At 36.1% G+C, this 14,679-nt stretch carries 13 protein-coding genes and 1 pseudogene; 4 read left to right on the plus strand and 10 right to left on the minus strand.

The genetic code is table 11. From position 1 onward, the window contains the following. Nucleotides 1-131 precede the first annotated feature (131 nt). Nucleotides 132-3,224: a type IV secretory system conjugative DNA transfer family protein gene (locus BPOF4_RS20125; RefSeq protein WP_012961097.1), complete on the minus strand. Its 3,093-nt coding sequence runs from the start codon at nt 3,222-3,224 to the stop codon at nt 132-134. Between the two features lie 114 nt (nt 3,225-3,338). Further along, nucleotides 3,339-4,628, minus strand: coding sequence for a replication-relaxation family protein (locus tag BPOF4_RS20130; protein ID WP_012961098.1), 1,290 nt, complete (start codon nt 4,626-4,628; stop codon nt 3,339-3,341). A 627-nt stretch (nt 4,629-5,255) separates the two neighbouring features. On the opposite strand from BPOF4_RS20130, the gene BPOF4_RS20135 reads away from it, so the two are divergent. Both BPOF4_RS20135 and BPOF4_RS20140 read left to right on the plus strand, forming a co-directional pair. Then, nucleotides 5,256-6,491 carry a ParM/StbA family protein gene (locus tag BPOF4_RS20135; RefSeq protein ID WP_012961099.1) on the plus strand — a complete coding sequence of 412 codons (1,236 nt, stop codon included), beginning with the start codon at nt 5,256-5,258 and terminating at the stop codon, nt 6,489-6,491. A gap of 34 nt (nt 6,492-6,525) precedes the next feature. Beyond that, a complete protein-coding gene (locus BPOF4_RS20140; RefSeq protein WP_012961100.1) occupies nt 6,526-7,032 on the plus strand; it encodes a hypothetical protein in 507 nt (168 codons plus the stop codon). A gap of 302 nt (nt 7,033-7,334) precedes the next feature. Here the strand turns inward: BPOF4_RS20140 and BPOF4_RS20145 are convergent, their stop codons facing one another. Both BPOF4_RS20145 and BPOF4_RS20150 read right to left on the minus strand, forming a co-directional pair. Beyond that, a complete protein-coding gene (locus BPOF4_RS20145) occupies nt 7,335-7,709 on the minus strand; it encodes a hypothetical protein (RefSeq protein ID WP_012961101.1) in 375 nt (124 codons plus the stop codon). Between the two features lie 295 nt (nt 7,710-8,004). Continuing rightward, nucleotides 8,005-8,241 carry a hypothetical protein gene (locus BPOF4_RS20150; protein ID WP_012961102.1) on the minus strand — a complete coding sequence of 79 codons (237 nt, stop codon included), beginning with the start codon at nt 8,239-8,241 and terminating at the stop codon, nt 8,005-8,007. 381 nt (nt 8,242-8,622) lie between these two features. On the opposite strand from BPOF4_RS20150, the pseudogene BPOF4_RS20155 reads away from it, so the two are divergent. Continuing rightward, a pseudogene (locus BPOF4_RS20155) lies at nt 8,623-9,859 on the plus strand (IS110 family RNA-guided transposase). A 223-nt stretch (nt 9,860-10,082) separates the two neighbouring features. Here BPOF4_RS20155 and BPOF4_RS20160 read toward each other — a convergent pair. Then, nucleotides 10,083-10,526: a hypothetical protein gene (locus tag BPOF4_RS20160; RefSeq protein ID WP_012961105.1), complete on the minus strand. Its 444-nt coding sequence runs from the start codon at nt 10,524-10,526 to the stop codon at nt 10,083-10,085. A 377-nt stretch (nt 10,527-10,903) separates the two neighbouring features. On the opposite strand from BPOF4_RS20160, the gene BPOF4_RS20165 reads away from it, so the two are divergent. Continuing rightward, nucleotides 10,904-12,142 (plus strand): IS110 family RNA-guided transposase, encoded by a 1,239-nt coding sequence (locus BPOF4_RS20165; protein WP_012960920.1) that lies wholly within the window; start codon nt 10,904-10,906, stop codon nt 12,140-12,142. A gap of 149 nt (nt 12,143-12,291) precedes the next feature. On the opposite strand, the gene BPOF4_RS22705 is transcribed toward BPOF4_RS20165, so the two are convergent. The 5 genes from BPOF4_RS22705 to BPOF4_RS22520 form a co-directional block, all read right to left on the minus strand. After that, nucleotides 12,292-12,606 (minus strand): hypothetical protein, encoded by a 315-nt coding sequence (locus BPOF4_RS22705; protein WP_238446519.1) that lies wholly within the window; start codon nt 12,604-12,606, stop codon nt 12,292-12,294. Between the two features lie 4 nt (nt 12,607-12,610). Beyond that, complete coding sequence (locus BPOF4_RS22710) at nt 12,611-13,012, minus strand: class I SAM-dependent methyltransferase (protein WP_337999218.1); 402 nt, start codon at nt 13,010-13,012, stop codon at nt 12,611-12,613. Nucleotides 13,013-13,232: 220 nt separating this feature from the next. Continuing rightward, entirely contained in the window at nt 13,233-13,661 is a 429-nt protein-coding gene (locus BPOF4_RS20175; protein ID WP_012961109.1) for a GNAT family N-acetyltransferase, read from the minus strand. A 126-nt stretch (nt 13,662-13,787) separates the two neighbouring features. Beyond that, nucleotides 13,788-14,312 carry a GrpB family protein gene (locus tag BPOF4_RS20180; RefSeq protein WP_012961110.1) on the minus strand — a complete coding sequence of 175 codons (525 nt, stop codon included), beginning with the start codon at nt 14,310-14,312 and terminating at the stop codon, nt 13,788-13,790. A gap of 131 nt (nt 14,313-14,443) precedes the next feature. Next, the gene (locus BPOF4_RS22520) at nt 14,444-14,611 is read right to left on the minus strand and encodes a hypothetical protein (protein ID WP_012961111.1); all 168 of its coding nucleotides are present in this window, start codon (nt 14,609-14,611) and stop codon (nt 14,444-14,446) included. Nucleotides 14,612-14,679: the final 68 nt, after the last annotated feature.

Raw genomic sequence — 14,679 nt, forward strand, 5'->3', positions numbered from 1 at the left:
ACTGATTATATACCATATAGCATTCGAAAGTAACAGTCTTTGGGCTGTCGCCCAACCGAAATTCATCTCCCCCTTACCGTTGGGCTATGCCCTTCACACGCTTGAAGAGGGAGACTTCTTTCGGAAGTTCGTTAAAAATCATCATCTTCTTCATCAAAGTTTGAAACGAGATGATCACTATGCTTGTTGGTAGCACTAGGTTGGTCCTTTACATCAGATTTAACTTTATGCGGTAAAGGGGGAGTTATGACAGCTTCCTGACTCACTTCGTCTAAAAGTACTTGTAAGTTTTTACTTTGATGTTCATCCGGTATGCTATTAGTAAACTCTTGAACTACCTCATCATTCTCTCCAAAAGGAAGTTCCTCATTTAGAGGGTCACTTACTTCTTTAGCTTCCTCAACAATCTCATTTACTTCCGGATAAGATGGAACCTTTAACTCATTCACCTTAGTATCTGAGGAAATATTGGATTGCGCTTTAGTGGCCATATCCAATAAGCTTAGCTGTTCTACCCCGAGTTCTTTAGGTTTTTTCATTCTCTTTAACTTAGGAGGTGCTGTGGTATCGGTAGGTGGTTCCTCATTTAGTGTAGGTTTCAATTGCTCCTCATTAGATGCTGCTGAGTCATTTTCGTTAAAAAGGGCAATCGGTTCTACATTCTTAGGGATTTCTTTTACTACAGCAACTTCATTTACTACCTCAATTTCCTTGCTTACCCCTTCCTCCTTATTCACTTCCTTTCTATTCAATACCTTATGCTCTTCTTTATGCTCTTCTCCTGCTAGGTCTAACGTTAGGTCTGAATAATACTCATCATCCTCATTTGTAGACTCGGCAGGTATGGATGGCTCAATTCCTTCATGTACACTTTGAGCTTCCTCTTTTGTTGGTGGGGTGATTAACTCTCTAAACTTACTAACGGCTGCCCCTATATCTAGCGGATTTGACTCTTTTGTTCGTAAAGTCAAAGATGACACATCTAAATATTTATCAATAAAGTCTGTTTCATTTAAAAACCTACCTATGGCATGGACAGGAGGTGCAGCACTACCGTCTTCTTTAACAGTAGAGACAATCATATGCTTAAACTTTAATTCTCTAATCTGTGTTGGAGTAAATCTGGCTATTAATTTCCTTTGAGTGTTATGACGATAGGACCAACTTGGATTTCCTACCGTAACTGGTGTAGTTGATTCATTCAAAGACTCTTCATATTCATATTCCTCACCAAATTCATTCGAGAAGATTAGGTTGTCATCATAAACCCCTCTACCGAAGACAACTTTGGTCGATGAGTTGGCCATTATAACCTGTCTATAACCTGGTACAATTCGTTCTAACTGACCAAGTGATTGGATAGCAATGGTTACGCCCACCTTATAAGAACGTCCTAAAGTTAAGAAACGTTCAAACGCTTCGTTTGCATAGAGTGGAAACTCATCAATCGTAAAGAATGTAGGAATCCGTTTGTAGTTACCGTCTTTTTCGCTAGGACGTCTAAATACAGCGCTTTGAAATTGCCGAGTAAAGAATTGACCTAATAATAAACTCAATTCTTCAAGCTCACCTAGCGCACTATTCACTAACAAGATCCCGCCTTCATCTAGAAATTGATCCAGATCAAGTGCTTCATCATCGTTCCCTACCATTAAGTCCGTAAGCATGGTATTCATAGCAATATCATTAAGATATTTTTTTGCACCTGTAATGTACTTATCCTTTTTGTTATCTACTACTTGTCTTCCTTCATATTTTCCATTTGAATAGGTGACTGGTATTGTATCGCCTGTCTTTTGGTCTCTATAGGTTTTATACTCAAGAACCTCATCTTCAAAATAGGCAACAATTCGTGAATGTTTCTCTAAGTCTTTTAAATTATGTTTAATACCTTCTAGTTCATCACTTAGTTTTAAACGTTCATGGGGATCTCCAGAGTGTTCTTTGAGAGCATTTAATTGAGCACTTAAAGATTGTTCTTTAACCCGCCATTTACTTATCTTATCTTCTATTTCTTCTCGTACTTCCTCAGCCATATCGCCTAAGTACCTTGCATCGGTAAACATTTGTTGTATATGGAGAATATTAGCCCTGTTGCCGTATCTCAACTTAGCTAACATGGTAAACATACTTGCTGTTTCTCCTTGTTGACCACGGAAGAAAGAATCTTGGTCACCCGTTAAACTGTCTAGAGCTCCTCGGAATGATTCTGCTGCAGCTTCAAGTGGTCCACTAAAAGGGTTGAATTTTATAGATCGTATTTTATCTGTAGGGTCTACTACTTTTATTTTTTCTCGAGGGATTTCTAACTCATCACAAATTTCTAGGATGTCTGCAACGGCATCCCCTTTTGGCTCCAACATTACAACCGACAATTTTTGCCCTCTAGCAATACGAACTAAATCTTGTGTAATCTCAACTAACAATTGGGTGGAGGTCTTACCGCTTCCCGTAGCTCCGTTAACTAACTTATGAATATACCGTTCATTCTCCTTGAGGACGATAGGTTTTTTCGAGTCCTTCTCCCACCCTACAATAACATCTGCGGAGTCATCTTCTAGACTAAAGGCTACTTTGCTGAGAGGTCTAAATTCCCACTCATAAAATTGCTCCCTTATGTCTTCGTATTTCATAAAATGGCGAATACCTAAAAACAAAGCAAACCCTGTGCCAAGTACTGGAGCAAAATATAAAATTCCTAGCACACTTGAAAAGTTTGTAAATAATAAATGTGGATGGGTATTTGTCACGTCAATCGCTAGTAGTGTTGCTGAGTAGTTATCTTGGACATACCTCGCGCATACTGCCCAACCCATCACAAAAAAAGGAATACCAGAGAAAATCGCTGCTAGATTTCTCCCTTTTATCGTTTGTTTCCAGTCAATTATCAACTTATACCCCTTCTTTATAGGGGAAGTGATAGTTGAATACAGCCAGGCAGCAAGAGGTATGTTTAGACTGACTAATAACCAAAACCAATGAATTGAATCATATCTAATAAAAAATGTCGGCAATTCCCATCCCATAATAATGGCAATGTAGGATAAGAATGCAGAGGGTAGAATTAGCAACATTTGCAGACTAAAAGAAGCGGTGACCAAATACGAGTGAAACTTCATTCTCATAAATTGGTCTATTTCATACCTGTTGCTGTGCCAGTAATGGAATGGATTCAAGCTTATTCTCTTTTTCTCCTCTACTTTCTCATTCGCTTTTTCTTCCAATCTCTCAACTCCTTTCTTATGAACACAAAAAAGCACCGCAAAAAGGGATAGATTAATCCCAGTTCACGGTGCTTCCGTAGTCGGTTGAATTTTTATTTGTTGGATATTACTAGATTAGCGAATCGCTAAAGCCTCGTCAACATGTATCAAAGGATTTAAAGAGATTACTTCCCCAGTTAAACGAGCAAAGGTAGCAGACTTGTCATTTTCAGTATGTAAAATGAGCATACGATCAGCAGGTACTCCAGTTCTCTTGGAGAAAACATGATCCGTTGAGATAGATGACGGGACTTCATGTGCAAACAGAATATGAACTAATTTTTTAACATTCGTGAAATCAGGAGATTTCTTTAAGTAACCAAAATGATTCTCCATGTTTTCTATTGAGATCCAGGGTGACGTCTCGTAGCCCTCTATATTGTGATAAACAAACAAGACGTCTCCTTCCTTACCATACGTCATAGAAGCGAACGTTGGCTTATGGAAGTAGTTAAATCCTTTATCAATCGTAAATACTTCCGTCCCATTATAGGCATCGTTAAATAATAGTTGTTGTAACGTGGTAAGTTTTCTCTTTTCATAATCTTTTGAATGAATGGCGTCCGTTAGAGTTCGTTGGACGTCATTACTGTGTATATAACGCAAATTGATGACGTCAGTAAACTCACCCATGCCCTTGATAAAGGCTTCTTGTATGGTTTCCCATCTTCTCTTAAGAGTGTCCACCCTTTCTCGGTAAGGAGCAACAAAAAGAATAGTCGTATAAGGAAGATCCTCTTTAGCACGTAGGTAGCGAGCATAGCTTTTAAATTTCTCAGTTAATGCAGCACTACTTTCGCTGGCAAGATCTATTTCAATAGCCCATTGCTCATTAGAATTAATCCTAATTTCCGCATCGGGACGCATCCGGAATGTACGTTCGTAGGTTTCTTTTCCTTTTACATCCTCGGAAATAAAAATCTTGCTAGCATACCGATTGTCACGATATGAGAATGTATGTTCGTCAGTTTTACTAGCGATCGAATGACATTGCAGCAGAAACTCAATGGTAAGCAAATGATGCTTTAGCAATCGCTGGGGTGGCTTATACAGGCTATAGGCAAAATCACCATGATCATTTCCGTATCCGGTTCCTACATAGCCCTCTGGTATATCAAACCTAATATTTGCAAGTTCTATACCTTCCTTGCTTAGAAAATAGAAATGTTTCGTTTCTCCTTGTAGAAACATTGAATGCGCTTCTAATAGTCCATTATTCCTCAGGGTGCGTAAAGAACGGTAAGTATTATTAATAGATGATTTATTACGTTTTCCATAAACATACATACTTAGATCATCAACTCTTCCCCCCCTAAACTTAAACAATCCCTCAAACACCATTAATTCCTTAGGTGATAGATGCATTAAATCCCCCCCTATCTTAACCCTTCTAAATTAGACCCGAACAACAAGCTAAATAGTCGGGGTCTATTTTTCCTATTCTAGTATCCTTCTCTATCATAAGCCAGTCAATAGTTTGAGAAAATTAATGATTGATTCTAAGGTGATTATACGATGATTATAATAATCAACTCAGAATCAATAAATAATCAACCTAGAATCAATAAATAATCAACTCAGAATCAATGCAGATACTCATACAATTTATAATGCAGATCCAACTATTTATTGGGGTTATACTAAGCTTTTGTTAGATAACTTACTGCTTGCCAGAGTTAATCTGTTAATCAATATTGTTGTGGGTTCATGGGGAAATTATAAAACTTTTTATTAATTAGAGTTTATGGTTGGTGATAATAAAGGGGTTAGTTATAGTTGTAGTCCATTTACTAGATAATGAAACGAAAATATAGAATAATACTAAATAATATTTTTTACCGAAGAGTAATATTTTGTATTATAACCCGCTTGAAATCTTGCAAAAGTATTTTTCATAGGATAAAATATTATTAGGTAATACTTAGTAATATTTAGAATTAATATCTATTACAGGTATACCAACACCAAAAACCATATTTAGGAGAGATGTACATGAGCAACTATCATTACACATTTGCAAATGACAATGGAAATTCAAAACACAAAGCGATGATTAACGATTCTTTATATGTGTACCCAAATGTATATTCTGTTTTACATAGTCCTCTAGGTGAAGTTGATAAGAGTCTAGAAGAAGCTGTTCGAGATCTTCATAACCGAATGGATGTAAGAATTGAAAGCAAAGCCCTTAGTTCTAATCACCGCTATTTAATTGGTAAAGCTGCTTTAGATAGTAAATCTGATCTTTATAATATGGATGTAGGATCTATTCAAAAGCATAATGAGGATATCCCTATTATCAATAGTTTAGGTTTATTAGCAGTTAAAGCTGTACAAGATCATTACGAGAAAAAAGGCACATTACAAGATGCTGAATCACTAGAAGTTACGGTAGATATGACAACAGCCCTCCCTGTGAGCCTTCATAATGCGGTTAATCAAAAGACGTTTCAGGATAGATGGCTAAATGGTCCTCATCAAGTGAAAGTATATGTGAAAGAGCTTGCTTTAAATGTTGTGATTCGTTTCAGAGTTGTAAAGGTATTACAAGAAGGTGTGCCGGCATTATTTACAATCTTTGAAGATGAAGATGGCAATTACAGAAACGACGACATGTTTGATGAATTCAAAGAACAATATAAAGAAGAGCTTGATGAAGAAGTCACTGGAGAGTATTTCTTAGACAAACGTATCCTACATTTCGATATTGGTGATGGGTCCACAGAAGCGGTCTATACAGAGGGCTATAGTGTTAATGTTGAAAAGTCAGATGGTAGAAAGTTTGGCCTAGGTGCTACATTAGAGGCGGCAGCAGAAAAGCTTAATTTGGAGCCGAAGTATGCAAATACTAACATCACAAGGCAAAAACTATCAGACTTCCTTTATGTTGGACCAGGTAAACCGAATAAAAAACGGAAAGATGCTGTAAAAGCACTAGCGGAACCTCTAAATGAACTAGTGGATGGTAAATTAATGCCGTTTATGAAGAAGAGACTAGAAACCTTGGTATTCGAGGTAGACGTTGTTGTGGTTTATGGAGGAGCATCTATTTTAGCCAAAGATAACATGTATAAAAAAGTCCTCGACTACTGTTCGATTTATGATATTCAAGTATTATGGGTACCGGCACATTATTGTGTAGAAATGAATGTACGAGGAATGAATATGTATAACAAAATTAAAATGGATGAATTAATTGCAGAAGCTGAGGAATTAGTGAATCAATAACTAAACCCTCTCCCCTTTTAGAAAGGAGGATAATGTGAAGAAATCATTGCAAATACGGTTGGATACCAATAGTACCCACCCTCTTATAAAGGAGTGGGTGGCAAATCAGGGCGGCTCACATAATGCAGCTTTAAAAGAAGTACTAATGTATTTCATTCGGGTCTATGGTACAAACGATATTAATTCGCTTGAAACAAAGGCTAAGATGAACCTTCATGAGTTAAATGTAAGTGGACTCTTATCAGATAACGAATATACTAATAAAATGGTGAGTGTGGCAAAATCTACACCGCAAAATAACAATCAAGAAAGCCCACACCCTATTAACAAAATAGAAGTAACTGAGGATACAAACGTAATTAATAAAGATATACCAGAATCAAGTACATCAGATTCAATTACTGACCAATACAAAGAAGAGCCGGCAAAGGGTAAAAATGAAGCTTCGTTCTCTACATCATCTGACAAGTCGGATGTAAACACCGTAGAGAGAAAAACTACTAAACCTGTAGATCGTTCTAAAAGGAAAATAAATTTCTAGTTGAAGCCACTTATGTCTATCCGGTAGATGTAAGTGGTTTTTCTTCTAGTATCTTTAAAAATTAAAACAATTTATGAGTTACATTAAGGTTAGATAAGTGAAAAAAGTTTGAAAGAATCACCCCTATGAAATATTAATATGTGTGGTCCCAAATTTTTAATACCTTCTTAAACTAAAGCTCCCGTTACTTTAAGTACATTATTTCACAAAGCCTCTAATCATTATAAAATCTAAATATGCTTGTATTAAGAATTAAAAAAGTAGCTAATTTCTGCACTAGCTACTTTTTTAACTATATTAGTTTACCAACTAACTCCATATGAATTTTGGAATTGTTCAGCTAAATGGGGGTGTTCAGTAAGACTAAAAGCATCTAATATCGTCCTATTGTTTTGATAAACTCTAACTATGTACTCGTCACCGTCAGCTTTAGCTAAATAAAATTTTCTTAATTGCGGAGAATCTTCTGTTCCAACATACTCAAACGATAAATCACTGCTTGAGCTCAGGACTTCAACCATATTTGCTTCAAGCGTATTTTTTTGTTGAGTGTTTGCAAATGTAATCATCCCAGCAAAAAATATAAAGGAAAAAATTATAAACCCAACCATACCTTTAGCAATACTAGCTTCATTACCTGTAACAACTTTGGATTTTCTATTAACCTCAATTTGCATAACAACACCTCCAACGCAATATTACTACACAAATTCCAATAATTCACTTTTATTGTTTATTATTCACACAAATTACTTATTTTGGAGTTAGCTACTAGGATATTTTATCATGCTCTGATTATGAAATTAACTTGCTTCTTATGCTTAATATAATTTTCCTTTTTTTAACAAATAAAAAGCATCCCTTTTTTGAAGGAATGCACCCTTGACTGTAAGTCCATGTCTTTCATAGCCTTACTTCTTTAATATACGAACAAAAAATAGAAATGTCTTGTTAAGCGTTGTTCTGTAAGCTTTATTCTTTACTTGTTACGGATAATTTTTGAGACAAAAAATAAGCTAATGTTGCGATTGATAAAGTTGTCAGAATCGGAATTATCGAAGTTTGCCCAAACATTACTTCTTGACTTACACCCATGTTCGTTAAAGAAAAATCAGGAGTATAGAAAGCTGTTAGAACCCACCCCGATAAAATTTGTAATACGATAAATAGAAGAAAAAAACTAAATATAAATACAGTATATTTTTTCATTTTATTCACTCCCTTTTAATTTGATACGATACACATAGAAGTAAGGTTTCAATTATTCCAATATTTAACACTGCTGCCTCTTTAGTTCAATAACAAGAACTAACTCTTCTTCAACTAACCTGCTCCTTCGTATTATAAGGTCAGCCAGATAAGAAAATATTTCTGGTTGACCATTTGTTATATGGTTTTATTATAACGGTAGCCGGGGTAAAACGTAACTGCTCGTGGGACTTGATCCCGTCAACTAAACAGTTTGCCCCCTACTTGTAGAAACATGATTGAGGCTGGTTGGGACATAGATCTCGTATAACAAGCGAAGCTGTGATACTGCAAGAAGGATTAGGGGTACCGGTTAATATTAATATTTGGAGGGGATTGAGAATGAATCCAGTCATTGGTCTGGATGTGTCAAAAGGAGAAAGTCAGGTACAAGCATTCATAGATAAAGGGAAACCATACCGTAAGAGCTTTAAGGTATCACATATTAACGAAGGGCTTGAGTCCCTTGTACAATTCATTGAAGGTTTGACAGCTGAGACAGGGAAGAAACCTCCGGTTATTCTGGAAGCAACAGGACACTATCAAGCTCCTATTGTTCATTATCTTGAGGAACGGGGCTATCTCTTGATTTGTTATTAACCCATTGATTTCTTACAAAGCCAAAAGTTCCAGCCTGCGAAAGGTTAAGACGGACGCAGCCGATGCTTATCTTCTGTGTGAACTGTACTATAAAGAGGAACTTGAACCCTATAAAAAGCGCGGTGTTCAACTCCTAAACTTACGTAATCTTACGAGACAACATGAGAATATTACTGGTACTTTAATTCAGACAAAGTTACAATTTCAAGCGATTCTAGATCAGGTATTCCCTGAATTTAGAGGAGTGTTTGGAGATTTATATTCCGTTGTGTCCCTGCTAACTTTAAAGGAATTTCCCTCGTCTGAAGATATTCTAAATGCCAGTGATGAGGTCTTGACCGAAAAGATCCACGGGAATTGTAAGAGTCGTTCACTAAGTTGGGCTAGTGATAAAGCAGCCCAAATCAAAGCTGCGGCCATTCGAAATCCGTTTGAGAAAGCCGTTTATCAGAGTCACATTTTGAGCCTTGGAATGTTTATTAATATTATCCTCCAATACAAAGAGCACCTATCAATGTTAGAATCCGAGATAGATGCCCTTGCGCAAGAAGTTGAAGAATATGAAGTTATCAAATCAATTCCTGGTATCGGAGAAAAAATCGCTGCAACGATTATATCCGAGATTGGGGAAATTGATCGATTTGACCATCCAAAGAAGCTAGTCGCATTCGCTGGAGTGGATCCAAGCGTTTTTGAATCTGGTAAATTCACAGCTACTAAGAATCGAATAACCAAGCGTGGCTCCAGCAGGCTTCGTCACGCGTTATATATGGCCGTACGTTGTGCCATTCGAGACTGTCGTAAGAAGAAAACGAGTGATGAAATTATCCCTCGTAATAAGAAGTTACGTGAGTTCTACGACAAGAAACGTGATGAAGGAAAACCTTTTAAGGTGGCTGTCATTGCTTGTGTGAATAAGCTCTTACATTGGATTTATGCCCTGTTAAAAAGCAACACATTATTCCAAGATGTAGTTTAGTCACTACGTCTATCTAAATAGTCCAGAACCTTCCATGTGTTGAGAAATGGTAGGTTATTTAGTGCACTCATTTTTAGTATATCATTTGTATTTTAACTTTTTTATTGAAAAATATTGACAAACTATTAGCTGGTTTAGTTTAACATTAATTTCCTTTTTGTTGACAAACAAAAAAGCATCCCTTGTTGAAGGAATGCCACCCGTTACTTTAATAATATTTTGTTTATTCTGATTTATTTAATAACTCAAAGGTTTCTTCTAAACCATCCCATTTCACAATAACGGGTATGATTTCATCCTCATATACTTTAGCTCCATTATCACTACTATTTGACCTTAATGTAATGTCAGTGGGTGGTTCATCAAACTCTCTGCTTCCACTACCCTCTCCAGCTGATGTTTTATAGTTATATTCTATTTTTTCTATTGTTTGCATCTCTTCAACGTCCCCTTTGTAGGAGAGTGTAAATACATCGCTATTGATTGTAGAATATGTCGTCCTTCCATTTTTCTCCTTCTGTGTTTCTTCACTCTCAAAAACATATTCAGCTTCCCAATACGCACCTTCACCTATAAAGGTGTATCTGTCATTCACAACTTCTTCGTTACTACATGCGGTAAGCAAGACCGTTATCACAATAATGGAAATGAAAATTAAATTTTTCAAATCGCTACTCCCCCTTTTTAATGAAATCCCCTCTTATTACTACAACTTGTTATTGAATAATCCTGCTCCGTTACTCCAATAAGGAAAAGCGATAACCCTTATTCAGCTATCGCACCCGTTCGTAATATAAGGTTAGCCAGATAAGAAAATATTTCTGGTTGACCTTATTTTTTATGGTCATATGATAGCGGTAGTCGGGGTAGAACGTCGCACCCGTGGGACTCGATCCCGTTAGCTAAACTGTTCGCCCCCTACTTGTATGAACATGTTTCAGGCTGGTTGGGACATAGAAATGATCCCGTTTAACAAGCGAACCTATGACACTACAAGAAGCTCTAGGGGTTACCGACTAATTTATTTCTAGGAGTTGATAAACAATGAATCCAGTCATCGGTCTGGATGTCTCAAAAGGAGAAAGTCAGGTTCAAGCCTTCTTGGACAAGGGAAAGCCTTATCGTAAGAGTTTCAGTATTAAACATAATCGTGAGGGTCTCGAGACATTCTTGGCATTTCTTCAAGAAGTCGAACAAGCAGCACAAGGACAACCACCTTCTGTGGTTTTAGAGTCGACAGGTCATTATCATCTACCTGTGATTCAGTTTCTGGAGGACCAAAAGTATGTGTATATTGTCATCAACCCACTCATTTCGCATCGAGCGAAAAGTTCGAGCTTACGCAAGGTAAAAACAGATGCCGTTGATGCGTATCATTTGTGCGAGCTTTACTACAAGGAGGAGCTTGAACCCTATAAAAAACGAGGGATTCAACTCTTAAATCTTCGTAATTTAACCAGACAACAAGAGACGATCGCTGAAGTATCGGCGAATACGAAACTACAACTCCATTCCTTATTGGATCAGGTGTTTCCTGAATACAGAGGCGTATTTGGTAGTTTGTATTCGAAGGTATCGTTATTAACCCTGCAGGCTTTTCCAACTTCAGAGGCTGTCTTACAAGTGGATGAGTCTGAATTGGTCGAAAAGATCGCTTCGTTATGTAAAAGTCGTTCTGAGAGGTGGGCCATAGAAAAAGCACAAAAGCTGCGAGAGGCTGCCTTGCGTAACCCGTTTCAAAAGAATTTGTATGAGAGTCATATTTTTAATTTGGAGATGTTAACGAACATCGTTCTTCAATACCAAGAGCACCTATCCAACATCGCAACTGAAATAGATGCCCTTGCGAAAGAAATTGAAGAATATCAGATTATCCAATCTATTCCCGGAATTGGAGAAAAGATCGCCGCCACGATTACTTCTGAGATCGGTGAGATAGATCGGTTTAATCACCCAAAGAAGTTGGTTGCATTCGCTGGAGTCGACCCTAGTGTTTACTCTTCAGGAAAGTTTACAGCTTCCGTTAATCGGATAACTAAAAGAGGCTCTTCCAGACTGAGACATGCCTTATTTATGGCCGTTCAATGCGGGATTAGAGATTCTCGTAAGCAAAAGACAACCGACGAAATTATTGCACGGAACAAGAGACTCAGAGAGTTTTACGATAAAAAACGCGAAGAAGGTAAACCATTTAGAGTCGCTGTCATTGCTTGTGTCAATAAACTCTTACATTGGATTTATGCTTTACTGAAAAGCAAAACACCTTTCCAAGATGTAGCTTGATAGCTATATCTAACTAGATAGACCAAGACCTTCCAAAAAGTACAGATTGGTAGGTTATTTGGTATACTCATTTTTAGTATAGCATGTGTAATTTCATTTTTTTATTGAAAATGTTGACAAACTATTAGCTGGTTTAGTGAAAGAACACGCTATTTCTTTTCAGCAACTATATAAACATAATCACCTAAGTCGCTACTAAAGTTATTAAGAACATTTTCTATTTTTTTAGTTTCAATGTCCTTTTTGAGCTTATTACAACCTTCTTCCACTTCTTCTTTAGATGCCAAATTTGCAAAGGTAGATATTCCTGAGCGTACTTTTTCATCTAAATACATCTTTGGTTCATACTTGCCACTATAAAGGAAGAAATCTTTTAAATTAGGTTGTATCAAGAATGTTTCATGACCAACAATATTAAATCCAACAGTTTTCAATATATCGCTGACTTCTACTATACTCGGCATTTGATTAGCAGATTTTTTCAATAGCGTCTGGAAAATATTCTTTTAGCCAATAATTTTTCATCTGTTCAGGGGATGAAGTAAAAATGACAAATCTACCTTTATCAAGAACTCTAAAAACCTCTTTAAAAGCAGGTAACAGTTCATTAAAATGGTGAATAGCTAATGTACAAGTTACTCCTTCAAAAACGTTATTCTCATAAGGTAGTTTGTTTACATCAGCTACTTCCCAATCTATTGTGCTTGATTTCCCTTTAGCTTTTTTAATCATCTCTTCTGAAACATCGCTTCCAGTTATTTTTAAACCCGTTTTTTCTAAAGCAATAGTATAATTTCCTGTTCCACAAGCAATATCGAGAACTCTGCTTCCGTTAGGTACTTGTAAATGATTTCGTAACCGACTTGCGATTTCGGGGTCAGCTTTAGGGGAGTATCATAAGTTAAGCCAATGCTATCGTATAAAGATGTCATTTCTAAACCTCCTACACTAAATTATCCTTATATGCATATTACCATTTAATCATTTTTTCGAACTATTTTGTTTCTATAGTTTAATATTATTTTCCTTTTATTCGACTTAGAAAAAGCTTTCCTTGTTGAAGGAATGCACCCGATAGTAAATAAACACCTTAGTTCAATTGCTTATAAAATCCTGTGGCTTTTCCTTCAAACCCTCTACGAATATAATAATTGTGTGCATCGTTTCTTTCAGTCCGATTACCACTATTCAAAGTCACCATTTTTGCTCCTTGTTTTTTAGCCCAGTTCTCAGCTTCATTTAATAGCTTAGTACCAATACCATTACCTCTTAATCCAGAGTTTACAACAAAAGCAACCACCCTTATATAACTTTCACTTTTTTCAAAACGGTAACATAAAATCATTCCAATCATTCCAAGTAATTTCTCATCTTCTTCGTACACATAAGTCTGATAAGCATTATTTGAAAGAATATTAGACATTCTATAATTCATCTCATCGATATTAGTCGGGTACCCCAATTCTCCCATCAACTCCGCTAAACCCCCAATATCCTGCTTTGTTGCTTCTCTAATCATTTCTTTTTCCTCCCCAAAAAATTATTTTCTTGTTGTATTAACCTGCTCTTTAGTTTAACATTAATTTCCTTTTAGTTGACAAAGAAAAAAGCATCCCTAGTTAAGGAATGCACCCGATAGATGAAATTACATTTCATTCAAAATTTCATCAACAAACTGTTTCTTTTCATTTGTATATGAATGTTCATCGTTAGGGTATTTTTCTGCTAGATTTTTCTTGAGTGACTCATATTCCTTAGAAACTAATGGATTTGCATTTAAATAATCTCTGAATGAAATGTGTTCGTTCCACCAATCACCTTGATATTCAACAACGTGAAGAATATGTGTCTTGGTTAGGTTTTCTAAGTCAGTAAACTTAGCAAAAACCTCTTTTCCATCAATTTGAACTCTGGATAAATGATAATATCCAGCTTCTTTTAATCTTTCATTATTAAACTTTTCAACATCCTTTAATGACTCTACACCAACCAATATATCAATAATAGGTTTTGCTTCAATGCCCTTGATTGCTGTACTGCCAAATTGTTGAATATCCTTTACCTGTTCCCCAATAATCGTCTCCAATAAAGATTTTTCTTTATCAAATAACCTCTTCCAATTTTCAGAATGAGTAACTAAAATCACTTCACCTTTGTTAACCCCTAACATTTAATTCCCCCTAATGTGTAACTTTCACCTTAAACTAACCTGCCTCTTTAGTTTGACATTAATTTCCTTTTCTTTGACATAGAAAAACCATTCCTTTTTAAAGGAATGCACCCGTTAGCACAAGAAAGAGTTTAATTATTACTAATTGCATTTTTCTTTCTAAAGTAGCGGAACATTGCTAGAACTACTGCTGAAGTGAATAATAAAAACGAAATCATTATAGAAAGCAATGTAAAGCTCTGTGCTATAAAACTCACAATTAACATCACTATGCTTAAAACAAATAAACCAATAACCATATAAATTCCCCCTTTGTAATATTTCAACATAACAATTTCACTTTTTAAAGTAATTGCTTTTCTTCTTT

The organism is Alkalihalophilus pseudofirmus OF4 (assembly GCF_000005825.2).
GTDB lineage: Bacteria > Bacillota > Bacilli > Bacillales > Bacillaceae_D > Alkalihalophilus > Alkalihalophilus pseudofirmus.

What these genes read in the sequence shown, in the direction of transcription:
- BPOF4_RS22520 (WP_012961111.1), bottom strand. Translation starts at nt 14,611, where the DNA reads ATGGTTATTGGTTTATTTGTTTTAAGCATAGTGATGTTAATTGTGAGT.
- BPOF4_RS20135 (WP_012961099.1), top strand. Translation starts at nt 5,256, where the DNA reads ATGAGCAACTATCATTACACATTTGCAAATGACAATGGAAATTCAAAA.
- BPOF4_RS20165 (WP_012960920.1), top strand. Translation starts at nt 10,904, where the DNA reads ATGAATCCAGTCATCGGTCTGGATGTCTCAAAAGGAGAAAGTCAGGTT.
- BPOF4_RS22705 (WP_238446519.1), bottom strand. Translation starts at nt 12,606, where the DNA reads ATGCCGAGTATAGTAGAAGTCAGCGATATATTGAAAACTGTTGGATTT.
- BPOF4_RS20150 (WP_012961102.1), bottom strand. Translation starts at nt 8,241, where the DNA reads ATGAAAAAATATACTGTATTTATATTTAGTTTTTTTCTTCTATTTATC.
- BPOF4_RS20130 (WP_012961098.1), bottom strand. Translation starts at nt 4,628, where the DNA reads ATGCATCTATCACCTAAGGAATTAATGGTGTTTGAGGGATTGTTTAAG.
- BPOF4_RS20145 (WP_012961101.1), bottom strand. Translation starts at nt 7,709, where the DNA reads ATGCAAATTGAGGTTAATAGAAAATCCAAAGTTGTTACAGGTAATGAA.
- BPOF4_RS20175 (WP_012961109.1), bottom strand. Translation starts at nt 13,661, where the DNA reads ATGATTAGAGAAGCAACAAAGCAGGATATTGGGGGTTTAGCGGAGTTG.
- BPOF4_RS20180 (WP_012961110.1), bottom strand. Translation starts at nt 14,312, where the DNA reads ATGTTAGGGGTTAACAAAGGTGAAGTGATTTTAGTTACTCATTCTGAA.